Here is a 15950-nt window from a genome sequence, read left to right on the forward strand (position 1 = left end):
CGCAGGGTGCGGGCCGCTGGCGCTGCCGGATGCGACCGCATGCGCAGCGTGCTAGAGGCCCAGCGCGCGATATTCGCTGACGGGCCGCGAACGCTCCCAGATCTGCGAGAACTCCTCGCGCAGCTGGCGTGCACGGCCGGCATGCGCCAGCCCGGCCTCACCGTCGAAGCGATGCCCGAGCGGCCGGAAGTAGTACCCGTGGTCGTCGTTGGCGACGAACGCGGCGGTGTAGGGCAGGTCGACGGGATCCTGCACTTCGCGGAACGAGAACACGCTGGGCAGTCGTTGCCCCAGGGCGATCAGCGGCGCCAGTGCCCGCTGCGGCGTGGCCGCATCCTGCAGCAGCAGCTGCACGTGGGCGCCTGTCTGGCGCGTGGCGAGGCGGCGCAGGCCCTCGACGACCGTCGGTGCGTCCCACAGCCCCGGATCCAGCGCCCGGCTGTAGACCACCAGGCCGCGGCGCGCCTGCGCGATCACGGCCGTGGTGATGGCCACGGCTTCAGCGCGCCGGGTGATGCGGGCGGCGCCCGCCACCACACGGCGCATGGTCTGGTGTTCGATGCCGGCTTCGAGGAAGCGCTCGCCCTCCGGCACGAAGCCATGGCGCGCATAGAACGCCTCGGCGGAAACCTGGGCGTGCAACGACACATCGGGCCACTGCCGCTGACGGGCCTCGTCCAGAAGGGCGCCCAGCAGGGCATCGCCGACGCCGCGCCCACGCCATGCCGCCAGGACGGCCATGCGGCCGATGCGGTGCGCTGGCGTCAACCGCGCCGTGCCGATGGGGGTGCCGGAGGCATCGCGGGCGAGCACGTGGTAGCTGAGCGGGTCCATCGCATCCCGCTCGAGATCGCGCGGCACCTGCTGTTCCTGGACGAACACCACGTCCCTGACCTGGTGGACCAGGCGGGCGTCGGTGGCGTAGTCGACCGGTGCGACGCGGTAGTCCCCGGCGGCGTTCATGCGTCCTCGTCCCCGGTGTCCGGATCGTCATCCCCGAACGCGAGCTGATAATGGCCCTGCGCCGCCAATCCCATCACCGCATCGCGCGCGTCCTCGCTGAGTGCACCGTAGGTAGCGCCGTCCAGGCTCTCGAGGCCTGCCAACTGCTGGGCTTCCCTGACCGGCAGCACGTAATCCACCCCATTGCAGAACAGGGTGGCGCCCTTGCTGCGCCGACGCCATGCGAATCGCGAGAACGGGTGGCGCAGCAGGTGCGCGCCGCGCTGCAGGTCCCATTCCATCTCGATGCGCGAGGGCGCATCCGGAGGCGGCATGACATCGCCCGAAGCACGGTAGGTGGTGATGAAGCGGCCGAACCAGTCGCCGACCAGGTCGGGATCGTTCATGCGCAAGGCGTTGAGGGCCTCGACTGCGCGCGCCATCGCGCGAGCATCGATTTCGTTGGGATCCTGCGGCACGGTCAGGTCTTCGTCGTGGTAGCGCACGGCCTCGTCCGCTTCTGCGATCAGCGTGTCCAGATAGTCGCCGATCAGTTCGGCCGACGACGGGGCGCGCATGCCCACCGAGAAGGTCAGGCACGGGTTCTCGGCCACGCCGTGGTGGGGGACCAGCGGCGGCAGGTACAGCATGTCGCCGGGTGAAAGCACCCATTCGTGGGTGGGTTTGAACGTGCGCAGCAGCTTGATCGCCACGTCCTCCTGGAAACCCAGGTCCGGCGCGGGTTGCCCCATCGCCACGCGGGCGTCGATCGCCCAGCGGCGCTCGCCCTGGGCCTGCAGCAGGAACACGTCATAGTGATCCACGTGCGCGCCGACCGAACCGCCGGTGGCCGCGAAGCTGATCATGATGTCGTCCACCCGCCAGCGCGGCAGGAAGCGGAACTGCTCCAGCAGCGCTCGTACGTCGGCGTCCCACTTGTCCACGTCCTGCACCAGCAGGGTCCAGTCGTGGTCGGGCAGTCCGGGGAAATCCTCTTCCTGGAACGGGCCCGTGCGGACATCCCACGCGCCGGTGGCGCGGTCCAGGCTGATCATCCGCGCCAGCACGCCGTCTTCGCAGGCCAGGCCGGCGAGATCCTCCGGTTGCACCGGGGTCTCGAAGCCGGGGAATGCGTTGCGGATCAGCAGCGGACGCTTGTGCCAGTAGTCGCGCAGGAAGCGCTCGGCCGGCATGCCGAGGGGATGGTCACGGGTGGCGTCGACTTCGAACGGAAGCGAGGCGGCGCGGGAGAGCGTCTTCTTGGTCATGGGGTCGTGTTCGCGGGGCGATGCGCCGGGCAGGAAGGGGGAAGGGCAGCGTCACCGATCGCGCCACCTGCGACATTGATGCCGGTCAAGGCCGCGCCGGCGTTCCGCTGGCGGCTTCGTCGGCCAGGCGCTTGTCCAGGCGTTCGGAGGCTTTCCGCGCGTACACCCGGCAGGCGTCGCGGTCCACGAGGGGCGCGTTCGCTCGCGGCCCGATCCTTGACCACAGCTGGCTGGCGGAGGGATGCGGAGTGACCAGAATGTCGCAGTCGAGGGCCGCGACCCGCGCAAGCGTGTCGCGGAACGCTGCTACGTAACCGGGATGCGCTGCGTCGTCGCTGTAACGGTACACGTCGTCGGAGATCGCGGTCAGGCTGTCGGCATAGACCATCTGCCGGCAGTCGTCGCCCTCGCACGAACGCCAGGTCCAGCTCGTCCCCCCCGGCGTGTGCCCCGGTGTGGGAACGGCCTGCAGGGCGAGCGGACCGACGCGCACGACGCCGTCATCCGCGACGACGACCACCTTTCTGACCGGTGCGAACGGGTCCAGTACCTCGTGTTGCGGATCGTTGCGGTCGCTGGCGCCGCGCTTCAGCGTGGCGACGGCAGGCGCGCGTGCGTACACGGGTGCGCCCGTGGCCTCCTGCAGCTCGGCCAGACTGCCGGCATGGTCGAAATGCTCGTGGGAGAACACGATGGCGCGCACGTCCGCCGGCTCGAAGCCGAGGGCACGGATGTTGGCGAGGATCTGTGGAGCGGCCTGCGGCGTGGCGGCATCGATGAGGACATGGCCTTCGTCCGAGGTCAGCAGCAGGGCACTGATCCCGCACGTGCCCACGTACCAAGTGTTGCCGTACACCTTCAGGGGCGTGGCCGGCTCGTTCCAGCCTGCGTCGTCTTCACAGGCCTTTACGGGGGGGCGAGCATCCGCGGCGACGGCGGCGAGAGGGAGCGCGAGGGCAAGCAGCCCGCCAGCGAAGAGGCAGCGAAGGGTCATGTGGCGATCTCGTCGTAGCCGCGGTTGACGAACTGCAGCAGGCACCAGCCGTGGCCCCAGGGATCGGCCAGGCGGACGATGCGGCCCCAGTTCGCGTCGCGGATGTCGGTTTCCTGCACCAGTCCGGCCTCCAGGGCACGGTCGAGGGCAGGCTCTAGATGGTCCACCACCACGTCCAGGTGCACGGGCGTCCAGTGGCGGGCGTAGTCGCGGCGCGCGTCCGCGGCGGCAATGCTGCCGGACGGATGCTGCAGCACGTAGATCGGGGCCTGTGCGCCCAGCAGTTCGACACCCCCGGCGCCGAAGCGGCGGCCGGCGGTGAGCCCGAAGACGCGCGTGTACAGCGCCTCGGCGGCAGGCAGGTCGGGAACGTCGATGTTGATCAGCAGGTGCATCGCCGTTCCCTTTGCCGGTGCATCAGATGTCGCGTGCGAGGCGTTCGGCCAGGCCGGTATAGCGGCTTGGCGTCATGTCGCGCAGGCGCTGCTTGTCGTCGGGCGGCAGGTCGAGCGATTCGACGAACGCACGCATCGAGTCGGCGGTGATGCCCTGGCCGCGCGTCAACGCCTTCAGCTGTTCGTACGGATTCGGCAGGCCGTGACGACGCATGACGGTCTGCACGGCTTCGGCCAGCACTTCCCACGCCGCATCGAGGTCGGCATCCAGGCGCTGCGGATTCACTTCCAGCTTGCCCAGGCCCTTGGCCAGCGAATCCAGCGCGACCTGCGTGTGACCGAAGGCGGTACCCAGGGCACGCAGTACGGTGGAGTCGGTGAGGTCGCGCTGCCAGCGGCTGATCGGCAGCTTGGCGCTGAAATGTTCGAACAGCGCATTGGCGATGCCGAAGTTGCCTTCCGCGTTCTCGAAGTCGATCGGGTTGACCTTGTGCGGCATGGTGGAACTGCCGACTTCGCCTTCCTTGAGCCGCTGCTTGAAATAGCCCAGCGAGATGTAGCCCCAGACGTCGCGCGCCAGATCGATCAGGACAGTGTTGGCGCGGCGCGCGGCATCGCCGATCTCGGCGACGTTGTCGTGCGGCTCGATCTGGGTGGTGTACGGGTTGAACACCAGGCCCAGGCCTTCGACGAAGCGCTGCGCGAATGCCGGCCAGTCGACGTCGGGATAGCTGGCCACGTGCGCGTTGTAATTGCCGACCGCCCCATTGATCTTGCCGGTCAGTTCCACCGCGGCGATCTGCGTGCGCTGGCGCTCAAGGCGGGCGACGACGTTGGCGATCTCCTTGCCCAGCGTGGTCGGCGAGGCGGTCTGGCCGTGCGTGCGCGACAGCATCGGCTGCGCCGCCTGCGCATGGGCCAGCGCGCGCAGCGTCGCGGCAACGCCATCCAGCGCGGGCAGCAGCACGTCGCGGCGCGCCTGTTCCAGCATCAGCCCGTAGGACAGGTTGTTGATGTCTTCGCTGGTGCAGGCGAAATGGACGAATTCCAGCGCCGGCGCGAGTTCGGCATCGTCCTTCAGCTGCTCCTTGATGAAGTACTCCACCGCCTTGACGTCATGGTTGGTGGTGCGTTCGATCTCCTTCACGCGCGCCGCATGCGCCACGCTGAAGCCGTCCGCCAATGCGCGCAGCTTCGTCGTCGCGGCGGCCGAGAACGCCGGCAGCTCGGTGATGCCCCCTTCGGCACCCAGCGCCAGCAGCCATTCCACCTCGACCTTCACGCGGGCGCGGATCAGGCCGTACTCGGAGAAGATCGGGCGCAGCGCGTCGACCTTGCCGGCATAGCGGCCATCGAGCGGGGACAGGGCGAGCAGGGACGAATCCGACATGGGCGCGGGTGGGCTTGAAAGGGAGCGTTCCATTTTACCCCGGGAAGGCGACGAACCGGCCTGGCGTATCCTGTGGGCCCGCCAGCCGCCGGTCCCGCACCGGCGAGCACGCCGTGAAATCCTCGCAGGAGACGGTCGATGACCAGCAAGAAGTCGGCGGGCCGCACCCGCATCGAGCACGACAGCATGGGCGAACTGCAGGTTCCTGCGGACGCGCTCTGGGGTGCCCAGACGCAGCGTGCGGTGCAGAACTTCCCGATCTCCGGCCGGCCGATGCCGCGCGGCTTCATCCGCGCACTGGGTCTGGTCAAGGGCGCTGCCGCCGAGGTGAATGCGGGCCTGGGCCTGTTGCCGAAGGGCATCGCGGCGACGGTGCAGATGGCGGCGCAGGCCGTGGCCGCCGGCGAGCACGACGCGCATTTTCCCATTGATGTGTACCAGACGGGCTCGGGCACCTCCTCCAACATGAATGCGAACGAGGTGATCGCCACGCTCGCCTCGCGCGCCGGCAGGGCGGCCGTGCATCCGAACGACCACGTCAACCTGGGGCAGAGTTCCAATGACGTCATTCCGACCGCGCTGCGCGTTGCGGCGCAACTCGCGGTGATGGAAGACCTGCTGCCCGCGATCAAGCACTTGCGCAAGACCATCGATGCGCGCGGCAGGACGCTGGCCAGGGTGGTCAAGATCGGCCGCACGCACCTGATGGACGCGATGCCGCTCACCTTCGGCCAGGAATTCTCGGCCTGGTCCGCGCAACTGTCGTCCGCCCAGGCCCGCATCGAAGACACATTGAAGCGGGTGCGCCGCCTGCCGCTGGGCGGCACCGCGATCGGGACGGGCATCAATGCCGACGCCCGGTTTGGTGCCCGGGTCGCCAAAGTCCTGTCCACCCGCACCCGCACGCGGTTCGAGAGCGCCGCCAACAAGTTCGAAGGTCTCGCGGCGCAGGACGATGCGGTCGAACTGTCCGGCCAACTCAGTGCGCTGGCGGTGGCCTTGACCAAGATCGCCAACGATCTGCGCTGGATGAACTCCGGGCCGCTCGCCGGCCTCGGCGAAGTGGAGTTGCCGGCACTGCAGCCGGGCAGTTCGATCATGCCGGGCAAAGTCAACCCGGTGATTCCCGAAGCCACGGTGATGGTCTGTGCCCAGGTGATGGGCTACCACACGGCGATCACGGTCGCCGGCCAGACCGGCAACTTCCAGCTCAACGTCACCCTGCCGCTCATCGCCAACAATCTGCTGGATGGCATCCAGCTGTTGTCGAACGTTTCCCGACTGCTGGCGGACGACTGCATCGCCGGCATCACGGTACGGACCGACCGCGTGCGGGAGGCGTTGGATCGCAATCCGATCCTGGTGACTGCGTTGAATCCGGTGATCGGTTACGAGAAGGGCGCAGCCATCGCCAAACAGGCCTACAAGCAGAACCGGGCGGTGCTGGACGTCGCGCGCGAGGTCACCGGCCTACCGGAAAAGACGCTCAAGCGGCTGCTGGATCCCGCCGTGCTCGCCAAGGGTGGCATCCATGGCAAGCCGGGTGCGGGAGGCGGCTGATCCGCGGGCCGTGGATCACTCGCGCGGCGGCCATTCGCCGGGGACCCGCTTGCCCATGAGCATCGCCAGGGCACCCTCACACATCTGCCGTTTCTGCTCAGGCGTCCCGGTGTCCAGGCGCCCCAGGCGCTGCGACAGCGTGCGTGCACGGTAGGTCGCCAGCGTATCGGCCGGGCCGAATTCCGCCAGCGTAAGCAGGCGTCCGCGCTCGATCTGGTCCTGACGGCCATTGACATACCGGAAGTACGCGGGCGCGGCGCGCGCCAGGTAAGTTTCATCCATGAGGGCGCACTTCTCGATCATCACCGGCATCGCGAACGTGGCCACGTAGGCGATGTGGTCCTGAAACGCTTGCTCGCGCGCAGGATCTGGCACATCCGCCGCCCGCGCGGGGGCTATCGTCATCAGTGTCGCCAGCAGGATCGGGTACGCACACTTCATGGATGGCCTCGCACGGGCGTGTCGGCGTGGGGGAGGGTGGACGACGCGACCACCGGCGCAGCATCAGGGGGAAGGAGCTTCCGCCGGCTCGGCGGCGGCCGCATCCGCTTCCTGGGCTGCATTGCCTTGGGTGGCCTTGACCGCCTGGCCGATGGCGCGCCCCACGTCCTTGCCCGCTTCGTGGCTATCGTTGTGCGAAGTGCGGCACTCGGTCACGTCGTCGGGTTCCATGCTCGCGTAGGGCGTGAAGGCCGGCAACGCTGCGGCGAGATCCTGCTGCGCCTTGTACAGGCCGGGCAGGCGATCGCAGATCTTCATGGCTTCCGCTTCGACCTTCTTGGCTTCGGCTTCCATCTGTTGGTCGATCTGGTCCGGATTGCCACTGAAGATGCCACGCACGGCCGCGCCGACCGCCTTGCCGGCCAGTTTGGCGCCTTCCCTGCCGGTGGCGATGCCGGCATCGGCGATACCGCCCAGTTCGCGGTGATAGGCGACCAGCAGTGCGCGCTGCTGATCGTTCACCGGCACGGCCTTGCCGTCCACGATGAAATCTCCCTTCGCCGATACTTCCGCCCGGGGATGTCCGGTCGCGTCGAGCTTCACGTTCTGCCCCCAGAGCGCATTCGAGCTCGCCGTGCCGTCGCTGGGGTCACGGTCTGGCGAGCACGCGGCGAGCAGGAGCACGGATAGGGCGAGTGCGGGCATACGGGTCATGTTCGTTCCTCAGGTATCAACGTCGCTTGGGAAGATCGAGAGCGCCTTTCACGCCCTCATGGTCGATGTCGCCGCTGCCTATCGAGCGCACGGTCAATCCACCGCTTGCATTGCGCACTTCGACGCCGCCCGATCCCACCGAGTCCACCGCGATGTCGCCGGCGATGTCGCGGAGTTCGGCACCGCCGGAACCGATCGAGCCGATCTCGACGCTGCCGCCGTACGACAGGCTGAAACCCCCCGAGCCGATGCTGCCCACCTTGGCGACCCCCTTGATGGCCTCCGCCTCCACCTGGCCAGAACCGATCGATACGACGTTGAGGCTGCCGGCTCCATGGAGCTCGATGCTGCCCGAGCCCACCGAAGCGGCGGCCAGGCCGCGCGTGTTGCGGCCCACCGCGTGGCCTGAGCCCACATCCGCGCTGAATACCGGCGCGCCGGTAACGGTGGCTTCGCCGGAGCCGACCTTGACCTGTACCGTCAGGTGGTCGGGCAGGGTGGCTGTGAGGTTCATGTACGCGTAGTTGCTGCCGAAGGATAGGCCACTGAAACGGCCTTCCTGATACATGCGCACGATCAGCTTGTCGCCGGAGCGACGCTGTTCCAGCTTCAGGCGATCCAGCCGGTCGGCATGGCTGCTGCACGCCCTGCCCGTCATGGCGGCGGGGGCACCCGCGCGCGATGTAACGGTGAGGTCGTGGGGGCCGACGTCGAACACCACGGTCCGAGCATCGCCGACGTCGAGCGTGAGCTGGCGCGGAGCTTCGTGCTTGCAGTAGCGATCCGAGGCCAGGCTGGGCGCAGACAGGGTCAGCAGGCCAAGGAGGGGAATGGTGAGCGACGCGATACGCATGAGGGAGTTTCCGGAATCAAACCGAGGGAGGCATCGGCGGCCTGGACGCGGGTGCAGGCCGCAGGCCGTCATCGCGATGCGAACGTCTGGCGGATGTCCTTCTCGCAGTCCTCGGCATCGTCGACGTCCAGCGTCGCGTAGGGGCGGAACGCCGGGAGGCTTGCGGACAGCCGCTGCTGGCTGTCCCGGAGCGCGGGCAGGCTGCGGCAGATCCGGCGGACGCCGGGTTCGACGGTCTCGCTGACGGCTTTCTCGATCCGGCGTTCCAGGTTCCCGGTCATCGCGCCGAACAGCAGGCTGAACACACCGCGGTCCACTGCCTCCAGCGCGACCTCCGCGCTGCGTTCACCGATGTCGATCCCGGCTTTTGCGATGTCGATCACCTGGCGTCGGTAAAGCAGCAGGTCGCGACGCTGCCGCTCGTCGATGGCGACAGGCTTGCCCTCGATCAGGAAGTCGCCTCGGGGCGTGATTTCCGCTTTCAGCAAGGCGCGATCAGCATCGGAAGCGCGCTTGTCGGACTTGCCGAAATGGACATGGGCGCCGAGCTCCAGGTTGTCGGTTTCCAGTTCGCGACGGGCAGCGGCGAGTTCCGCCCGCACTTCCTTACGTGCGTCGGCGAGGTCCGCGCTGATCTCGTCGCGGACAGGCGTGTCCTTGGCGGACGCTGCGGGGGCGGCGAACGGTAGCAGGAGGGTCAGCAACAGCGGCATGACGACGGGGTGGAGGCGCATGTCGGGTTCTCCGCGTGGGGACGCTGGATGGAAGGGGAAATCGGATGCCCCGCGATGCGGGGCACCGCGCGCGGTGCTCAGAAGGACCAGGTACCGTCGCCGTTGGCGTCTGCGCAGTCGTCGACGTCGGATTGGTCCATGTTGGCGTAGGGCTTGAACTCGGGGACCGCAGCGGCGAGCGCCTGCTGCGCAGCCAGCAGGCCCGGCATGCGCGTGCAGAGTTGCGCGACCATCGGCTTGATCTTCGCCTTGGCCTGCTCGCCGACCTGCTGCCCAATCTCGTCGCCGGACTGCCCGGCGAGCACGCCTTTCAGCGCCGAGGCGGCGGCATCGATACCGACGCGCGCGCCTTCCATGCCGATGGCCATGCCGTCGCCGACCACCCCCAGAAGCTCCTTGCGATATGCCAGAACGAGTGCCTTCTGTTCCGGCGTGGTGGCGATCTGCTTGCCTTCGATCAGCAGTTCGCCTGCGGGGGTTATCTCCGCCTTCGGCTGTGATTCGCTCTCGTTGCGGTTCAGCGACAGGTTTTCGCGGGCCAGGCGATCGCGTGCGTCGGCGATTTCCTGCCGCGCCTTCTCCATTTCCTTGCTGGCGTCGCCCAGGCCCTTGGCGACCTCTCCCATCGCCTCGGCTGCAATGCCGGTGGGAGCGTTGCCTTGCTTGTCCTGCGCCGGTTGGCAGGCCGTCAGCAGGAGGGCCGTGGCGATGCAGGCGCCCTGGATCAGGTGAACACGATTGCGCATGGGAAATCCTCGTTCTGCGGAAAGGGACGGGCGGCGGCAGGGGGCGCCGCCCGGAGCAGGCTTATTCGCTTTCGCGCCAGCGGCGCAGGTAGATCGCGCCGACAATCAGGGCGACGCCGATCACCGCACCGATCCACAGGTCCGCCGTGGCGAAGGCGTGCCAACTGCGCGTCAGGTCGATGGCATTGGCCAGTTCGTCCGGCGAGTTGAAGTTGGCATGCGGGTTGGCGGCACCACCGGGCAGGGTGGGGAACCAGGCACCCGGGATCACGCTCGCCAGTCCGCGGTAGACGACGGTGTACCAGATCAGGTCGTGGCGGACCTCCAGGCCCGGCAGGATGTCGGTCATGCTGATGATCACGCAGGCCAGTACCGGCACCAGCACCGCCCACAGGAACGGCTTGCTGCGCGACCAGGCCGAGCAGAACATCAGCCAGCCGACCGCGGGCAACGCCCAGAACACATAGACGGGCAGCGAGGCCAGCACCCCACCGATGATGCGCAGCGGATGCGAGTGGGTGAACACCGCGCCGCCAGCGGGCAGGCCGTTGATCGAAATGGTCAGGGCCGAAATCAGCCACATCGCCAGGCCGATCAGGATGCCCACGCCCACGGCCAGCAGCGGTGCCAGCAAGAGTGCCCAAGCCAGCTTGGACAACACCATGTGCGTATCGGAGACCGGCAACGATTTCCAGAACAGCACGCTGCGGTCGCGGCGGTCGTCGTACAGCGTGCCCAGCGCGTAGAAGAACACCACGAACGCCAGCACCACGCAGGCCAGGATCACGCCGCCCAGCAGCATGCCATCACCGATGCCGCCGACGATCTGGTACGCCTTCTCCGGCGCTTCCTCGATGCTGAAACCGCCGCCGTTGATTTCACCCCGTGCCGCGATGCTGCCGATGACCGCCAGGATCAGGTTGAGCACCACGAAGATGCCGCCGGTGATGACCGGTGCCCAGAAGAAACCGCCTCGGTTCTCCCAGAACTCGCGCTTCAGCAGCCACGTGAACGCGCCCGGCTTGGAGGATTTGCCCAATGTCGAAGTCACGGCGTTCATGCGTAGGTTCCTTTCATGATGGCGACGAACAGGTCGGCCAAGCCAGGGGTGCGTGTTTCGCCGAGGGCGGCGAGGTGGCCCTTCGGTACGCCGTCGAACAGCAGCACGGTCTTGCCGAAGGGCAGGGCGCGCTCGTCGATCGGCTTCAGGGCGCGCGCCTGCTCCACTGCGTCGCCGCTGACCAGCAGCTCGGTGTAGCGCTCGGCCACATCCTCCATCTGCGAGGTCAGCGCGATCTTGCCGTCGCGAATGAACATCACGTCGGTGAGGATGTGTTCGATCTCCTCCACCTGGTGGGTGGTGACGATGATGGTCTTCTGCTCGTCGAAGTAGTCTTCCAGCAGGCGCTGGTAGAACTGCTTCCGGTAAAGGATGTCCAGGCCCAGCGTGGGCTCGTCGAGTACAAGCAGCTTGGCGTCGATGGCCATCACCAGCGCCAGGTGCAGCTGCACGATCATGCCCTTGGACATCTCGCGCACGCGCAGGTTGGGCTTGAGCTGGGTGTTGGCGATGAAGCGTTCGCACTTGCTCCGGTCGAAGCGCGGATGGACGCCGGCGACGAAGTCAATGGCCTCCTTGACCTTCATCCAGCGCGGCAGCACGGCCACGTCGGCGATGAAGCAGACATCCTTCATCAGTTCGTCGCGGTCCTTGCGCGGATCCAGGCCCAGCACCTTCAACTGGCCTTCGAACGGCGTCAGGCCGAGGATGGCCTTCAGTGCGGTGGTCTTGCCCGCGCCGTTCGGACCGATCAGGCCGATGATCTTGCCCGCCTCGATCTCGAAGCTGGTGTTGTCCAGCGCGAGCTTGTTCTTGTAGGCCTTGCGCAGGCCGTGGGCCGACACCACGGTGTTGGCGATTGCGGCATTCATCACTTGTTCCCCTTGGATTGCAGCAACTCTTCGATGGACAGGCCCAGGCGCTCGATGCGCTCGGCGACGGCCGGCCACTCTTCGGTCAGGAAGCGCTCGCGTTCACTGCCGCGCAGCTTCCGGGACGCTTCGTCGGTGACGAACATGCCCAGGCCGCGGCGCTTCTCCACCAGGGCTTCATCCGCCAGCTCCTGGTAGGCACGCGAAACGGTAATCGGATTCAACTGGTACTCCGCCGCCACCTGGCGCACGGAGGGCAGGGCGTCGCCCGGCTTCAGGATGCCGTCGAGCATCATCGCGATCACGCGATCCTTCAGCTGGCGGTAGATGGGAGCGCCGTCGCTCCATTGGATGGGTGCCATGGCTCAGCTCCTCGGACGCAGTGACTGGCCGAACGAGAAGTACGGCATGGCCAGCGAGGCGCGGGCGCGGCGCTTGTGCCGGGTGGCCTCCGGGTTGCCTTCATCCCCGGCGATCTCGCGGACATCGGACTCCAGCGCGCCGACCAGCGCGGCGGTATCCACCTCGGACGTGCGGGCGCCTGACATGGCCGCCAGGGCGCCCGCCGCCAGCAACAGGCCGCCGACGGCCAGGCTGGGCAGGGTGTGGGTCAGTTTCGGGTTCATCGGGTACCCCCCTGAGTTGGGTGAGTGGTGTTGTATTCAACTATAACACCAAAACACAGGTCGTCAACTGTCCTGCGGGAGTTTGTCACCCAACTGAAGGCATACTTGTCATGTTCACACTAGTGGAGTCCGCCCGTGCGTTCCAAGATATTGAAAACCATGGTCTTTGTCGGGCTTGTCTTGGCGTCCGCCACGGCAATCGCGGCCAGCCTGCTGGACGTCAGCTACCGCCCGCTGGCCGGCAAGGCGGCCGTCAACCTGAAGGACAGGTATGCCGGGCAGGTGCTGCTGATCGTCAATACGGCCAGTAAATGCGGATACACGCCCCAGTACGAGGGACTGGAGGCGCTGCACCAGCGTTATGCCGCCCAGGGGTTTGCCGTACTCGGCTTCCCTTCCAATGACTTCAAGGGACAGGAGCCGGGCAGCGAGAAGGAGATCCAGGAGTTCTGCACGTTGACCTACGGGGTCAAGTTCCCGATGTTCGAGAAGGTCGTGGTGACGGGCGACGGCGCCACGCCCCTCTACAAATCGCTTGCGAGCGCCACCGGCACGTCCCCGGCATGGAATTTCCACAAGTACCTGATCGGACGCGATGGTCGCGTGGTCGCGAACTTCCCCAGCAAGGTCGCGCCCGATGACCCTGCGGTGGTCGCCGCGATCGAGCGCGAACTGAAGGCGCCCCGCGCGACGCGCTGATGCCAGTGCCTTCGCCCGCAGCGGGCGTGCCACAATATCGGCTTGGCGCCACCCTCGTGGCGCAGGTTCCAGGAGCAGAAAGGATGAAGCGGTCGGTCCGCGGCGCAGCCGTGTTGTTGGCAATCTCGTTTTCGATGCTGGGAGGCAGCGTGTCTGCACAGGAAAAGACCGCGCTGGTCACCGAGCGCGACAAGGTCAGCTACGCCATTGGCGTGGACGTCGGCAATTCGCTGCAGCCGGTAGGTCCCTTCATGGACATCGCCGCCTTCCAGCGTGCCATCGCGGACACCTTCGCCGGCAAGCCGAAGGCCATGACCGAGCAGGAAGCGCAGGCCACCGACCAGCTGCTGCGCATGAACCTGGCCGTCGCCGATGGCCAGACGATCCCCGGCATGCCGCCGGGCAGCACGCCGCCGCCGGTCGACAAGACGAAGGTGGGTGTATTCCTGGGGACCTACGTTATCGGCCCGTCCCTGCTGCCCTTCAAGGACGAAGTGGATCCCGCCGTCCTGGCGCAGGCGGTGAAGGCCGTCGCGACCAAGAGCGGCACGCCGCTGTTGACGCTCGAGCAGGCGCAGGCCGAGATGCAGGCTTACCTCACCAAGCGCCAGGCCGGCGTCGCACAGCGCAACCGAGACGAAGGCGCGGCGTTCCTTGCCGCCAACAAGGTCAAGCCGGGCGTGGTGACGACGCCGTCCGGCCTGCAGTACATGGTGCTGCGCCAGGGCAACGGCCAGCGTCCGCAGGCCAGCAGCCGCGTACGCGTGAACTACGAGGGCAAGCTGCTGAACGGCGATGTGTTCGACAGCTCCTATGCGCGTGGCGAGCCGGCGGAATTCGGCCTCGGCCAGGTGATCGCCGGCTGGACCGAGGGTGTGTCGCTGATGCCCGTGGGGGCGAAGTACCGCTTCTGGATTCCGTCGAACCTCGCCTATGGTCCCAACGGTGCGCCGGGCGGCAAGATCGGTCCGGACGCCACCCTGACCTTCGATGTCGAACTGATGGGCGTCCTGCAATAAGCAGCTGATCCAATAGGGTCTTCCCTCGGCCAGGAAGTCAGCGGATGCGCGTTGCGATCTTCGGTACCGGATACGTCGGATTGGTGACGGGCACGTGCCTGGCCGAAGTCGGGCACGACGTCGTGTGCGTCGACATCGATCCGGCCAAGGTCGACGGTCTCAACCGCGGCGTCGTGCCGATCTACGAACCCGGCCTGTCGCCGATGGTGAAGGCCAACCACGCCGCCGGCCGGCTGCGCTTCACGACGGTCGCCGAGGAGGCGATCGATCATGGCGACGTGGTGTTCATCGCAGTCGGTACGCCGCCGGATGAAGATGGGAGTGCCGACCTCCAGTATGTGCTGGCGGTGGCACGGACCATCGGACGCGGTCTCAGGCATCCGTGCACGGTGGTGAACAAGTCGACCGTGCCGGTGGGTACGGCGGACAGGGTGCGCGCCACCATCGAGGCGGAACTTGCGACGCGCGGCGTGGAGATCGCGTTCGACGTGGTGTCCAATCCCGAGTTCCTGAAAGAGGGTGACGCCGTCAACGACTGCATGCGGCCCGATCGCATCATCGTCGGTGCATCCCAGGCGCGCGCGGTTGAAAAGTTGCGCCGGTTGTATGCGCCGTTCAATCGCAACCACGAGCGCATCGTCGTCATGGACGTTCGCTCCGCCGAGCTGACCAAGTACGCGGCCAACGCCATGCTGGCCACCAAGATCAGTTTCATGAACGAAATCGCCAACATCGCCGAGCGCGTGGGCGCGGACGTGGAGCAGGTGCGGCAGGGCATCGGCTCGGACCCGCGCATAGGATGGCACTTCATCTATCCCGGTGCCGGCTACGGCGGATCCTGCTTTCCCAAGGATGTGCAGGCGCTGGCGCGCACCGCCGAGCAGCACGGGTATGTCCCGGAACTGCTGCAGGCGGTGGAATCGGTCAACGACCGCCAGAAGGGCCATCTGTTCGAACTGATACAGCGCCACTACGACCGCGGCGAAGACGAAGGCGTGCGCGACAAGACCTTCGCGGTGTGGGGGCTGTCCTTCAAGCCCAACACCGACGACATGCGCGAAGCGAGCAGCCGGCGGCTGCTGGCGGAATTGTGGGAGGCGGGCGCACGCGTGCGTGCCTACGACCCCGAGGCCGGCCCCGAGGCAGCGCGCATCTTCGGCGAGCGTGACGACCTCACGTTGTGCGAGGACGCGCGCACCGCGCTGGAAGGCGCCGATGCGCTGGTGGTGGTGACGGAGTGGAAACAGTTCCGCAGTCCCGATTTCGCTCGCCTGCACGACGCGCTGGGCGACGCTGTCATCTTCGACGGCCGTAACCTGTACGACCCCGCGGAAGTGGAAGCCGCGGGACTCGCCTACTACGGCATCGGACGCGGGAGGTCCGTGCATGCAAACTGATCTGCCCCTGCAAGGGGATTCGCTGGAGCGTCGGCTGGTGGAATTGGAAACCCGGCTGGCGTTCCAGGAGCACGCGATGGGCGAACTGAGCGATGCGCTGGCCGAGGCGCGCTCCGAGAACCAGCGTACTTCGCTGCTGCTCAGGCAGATGGTCGAGGAGTTGGGCAAGGTGCGCACGTCGCTGCACGACAGCCCCGTGGATGAACCACCGCCACCGCATTATTGATAGGCTTGGGGCAC

Annotated in this window: 19 protein-coding genes; 5 read left to right on the forward strand and 14 right to left on the reverse strand. The window is 67.1% G+C overall.

The window, feature by feature from the left end; genetic code table 11:
* Positions 1 to 51: 51 nt before the first annotated feature.
* The 5 genes from ACSQ19_RS15555 to purB all read right to left on the reverse strand — a co-directional run bounded on the left by ACSQ19_RS15555 (position 52) and on the right by purB (position 4989).
* Positions 52 to 963, reverse strand: a complete 912-nt coding sequence (locus tag ACSQ19_RS15555; RefSeq protein ID WP_435998214.1) for a GNAT family N-acetyltransferase — start codon at positions 961 to 963, stop codon at positions 52 to 54.
* Positions 960 to 2210: a JmjC domain-containing protein gene (locus ACSQ19_RS15560; RefSeq protein WP_435998216.1), complete on the reverse strand. Its 1251-nt coding sequence runs from the start codon at positions 2208 to 2210 to the stop codon at positions 960 to 962. Before ACSQ19_RS15560 ends, ACSQ19_RS15555 begins: the two co-directional genes overlap by 4 nt.
* An 85-nt stretch (positions 2211 to 2295) precedes the next feature.
* Complete coding sequence (bla, locus tag ACSQ19_RS15565; protein WP_435998218.1) at positions 2296 to 3204, reverse strand: subclass B3 metallo-beta-lactamase; 909 nt, start codon at positions 3202 to 3204, stop codon at positions 2296 to 2298.
* Positions 3201 to 3599 (reverse strand): VOC family protein, encoded by a 399-nt coding sequence (locus tag ACSQ19_RS15570; protein ID WP_435998220.1) that lies wholly within the window; start codon positions 3597 to 3599, stop codon positions 3201 to 3203. The genes bla and ACSQ19_RS15570 overlap by 4 nt, the downstream gene beginning before the upstream one ends.
* Positions 3600 to 3621: 22 nt before the next feature.
* Positions 3622 to 4989 (reverse strand): adenylosuccinate lyase, encoded by a 1368-nt coding sequence (gene purB / locus ACSQ19_RS15575; protein WP_435998222.1) that lies wholly within the window; start codon positions 4987 to 4989, stop codon positions 3622 to 3624.
* 138 nt (positions 4990 to 5127) lie between these two features.
* On the opposite strand from purB, the gene ACSQ19_RS15580 reads away from it, so the two are divergent.
* Positions 5128 to 6549: a class II fumarate hydratase gene (locus ACSQ19_RS15580; RefSeq protein WP_435998224.1), complete on the forward strand. Its 1422-nt coding sequence runs from the start codon at positions 5128 to 5130 to the stop codon at positions 6547 to 6549.
* A gap of 15 nt (positions 6550 to 6564) precedes the next feature.
* On the opposite strand, the gene ACSQ19_RS15585 is transcribed toward ACSQ19_RS15580, so the two are convergent.
* From ACSQ19_RS15585 to ACSQ19_RS15625, 9 genes are all read right to left on the reverse strand, one after another.
* On the reverse strand, positions 6565 to 6990 hold the full coding sequence (locus ACSQ19_RS15585; protein WP_435998226.1) for a hypothetical protein: 426 nt from the start codon (positions 6988 to 6990) through the stop codon (positions 6565 to 6567).
* Positions 6991 to 7053: 63 nt separating this feature from the next.
* Positions 7054 to 7704: a DUF2884 family protein gene (locus tag ACSQ19_RS15590; RefSeq protein WP_435998228.1), complete on the reverse strand. Its 651-nt coding sequence runs from the start codon at positions 7702 to 7704 to the stop codon at positions 7054 to 7056.
* A gap of 16 nt (positions 7705 to 7720) precedes the next feature.
* Complete coding sequence (locus ACSQ19_RS15595) at positions 7721 to 8557, reverse strand: hypothetical protein (RefSeq protein WP_435998230.1); 837 nt, start codon at positions 8555 to 8557, stop codon at positions 7721 to 7723.
* 68 nt (positions 8558 to 8625) lie between these two features.
* Complete coding sequence (locus tag ACSQ19_RS15600; protein ID WP_296279875.1) at positions 8626 to 9291, reverse strand: hypothetical protein; 666 nt, start codon at positions 9289 to 9291, stop codon at positions 8626 to 8628.
* A gap of 77 nt (positions 9292 to 9368) precedes the next feature.
* Positions 9369 to 10037 (reverse strand): hypothetical protein, encoded by a 669-nt coding sequence (locus ACSQ19_RS15605; RefSeq protein WP_435998232.1) that lies wholly within the window; start codon positions 10035 to 10037, stop codon positions 9369 to 9371.
* Positions 10038 to 10098: 61 nt separating this feature from the next.
* Complete coding sequence (locus ACSQ19_RS15610; protein ID WP_435998234.1) at positions 10099 to 11097, reverse strand: ABC transporter permease; 999 nt, start codon at positions 11095 to 11097, stop codon at positions 10099 to 10101.
* On the reverse strand, positions 11094 to 11969 hold the full coding sequence (locus ACSQ19_RS15615) for an ABC transporter ATP-binding protein (protein WP_296279881.1): 876 nt from the start codon (positions 11967 to 11969) through the stop codon (positions 11094 to 11096). Before ACSQ19_RS15615 ends, ACSQ19_RS15610 begins: the two co-directional genes overlap by 4 nt.
* Positions 11969 to 12331, reverse strand: coding sequence for a GntR family transcriptional regulator (locus ACSQ19_RS15620; RefSeq protein WP_296279883.1), 363 nt, complete (start codon positions 12329 to 12331; stop codon positions 11969 to 11971). Before ACSQ19_RS15620 ends, ACSQ19_RS15615 begins: the two co-directional genes overlap by 1 nt.
* A gap of 3 nt (positions 12332 to 12334) precedes the next feature.
* A complete protein-coding gene (locus tag ACSQ19_RS15625; protein WP_296279884.1) occupies positions 12335 to 12595 on the reverse strand; it encodes a hypothetical protein in 261 nt (86 codons plus the stop codon).
* 159 nt (positions 12596 to 12754) lie between these two features.
* Here ACSQ19_RS15625 and ACSQ19_RS15630 point away from each other — a divergent pair, with 159 nt between their 5' ends.
* From ACSQ19_RS15630 to ACSQ19_RS15645, 4 genes are all read left to right on the forward strand, one after another.
* Entirely contained in the window at positions 12755 to 13294 is a 540-nt protein-coding gene (locus ACSQ19_RS15630; protein ID WP_296279954.1) for a glutathione peroxidase, read from the forward strand.
* An 83-nt stretch (positions 13295 to 13377) separates the two neighbouring features.
* Positions 13378 to 14313 carry an FKBP-type peptidyl-prolyl cis-trans isomerase gene (locus ACSQ19_RS15635; protein ID WP_296279885.1) on the forward strand — a complete coding sequence of 312 codons (936 nt, stop codon included), beginning with the start codon at positions 13378 to 13380 and terminating at the stop codon, positions 14311 to 14313.
* 44 nt (positions 14314 to 14357) lie between these two features.
* Positions 14358 to 15710, forward strand: coding sequence for a UDP-glucose dehydrogenase family protein (locus ACSQ19_RS15640; RefSeq protein WP_299342394.1), 1353 nt, complete (start codon positions 14358 to 14360; stop codon positions 15708 to 15710).
* Positions 15700 to 15936, forward strand: a complete 237-nt coding sequence (locus ACSQ19_RS15645; protein ID WP_296279888.1) for a SlyX family protein — start codon at positions 15700 to 15702, stop codon at positions 15934 to 15936. Before ACSQ19_RS15640 ends, ACSQ19_RS15645 begins: the two co-directional genes overlap by 11 nt.
* The last annotated feature ends 14 nt before the right edge of the window (positions 15937 to 15950 follow it).

This window comes from Pseudoxanthomonas sp. LjRoot127 (assembly GCF_964253495.1).
GTDB lineage: Bacteria > Pseudomonadota > Gammaproteobacteria > Xanthomonadales > Xanthomonadaceae > Pseudoxanthomonas_A.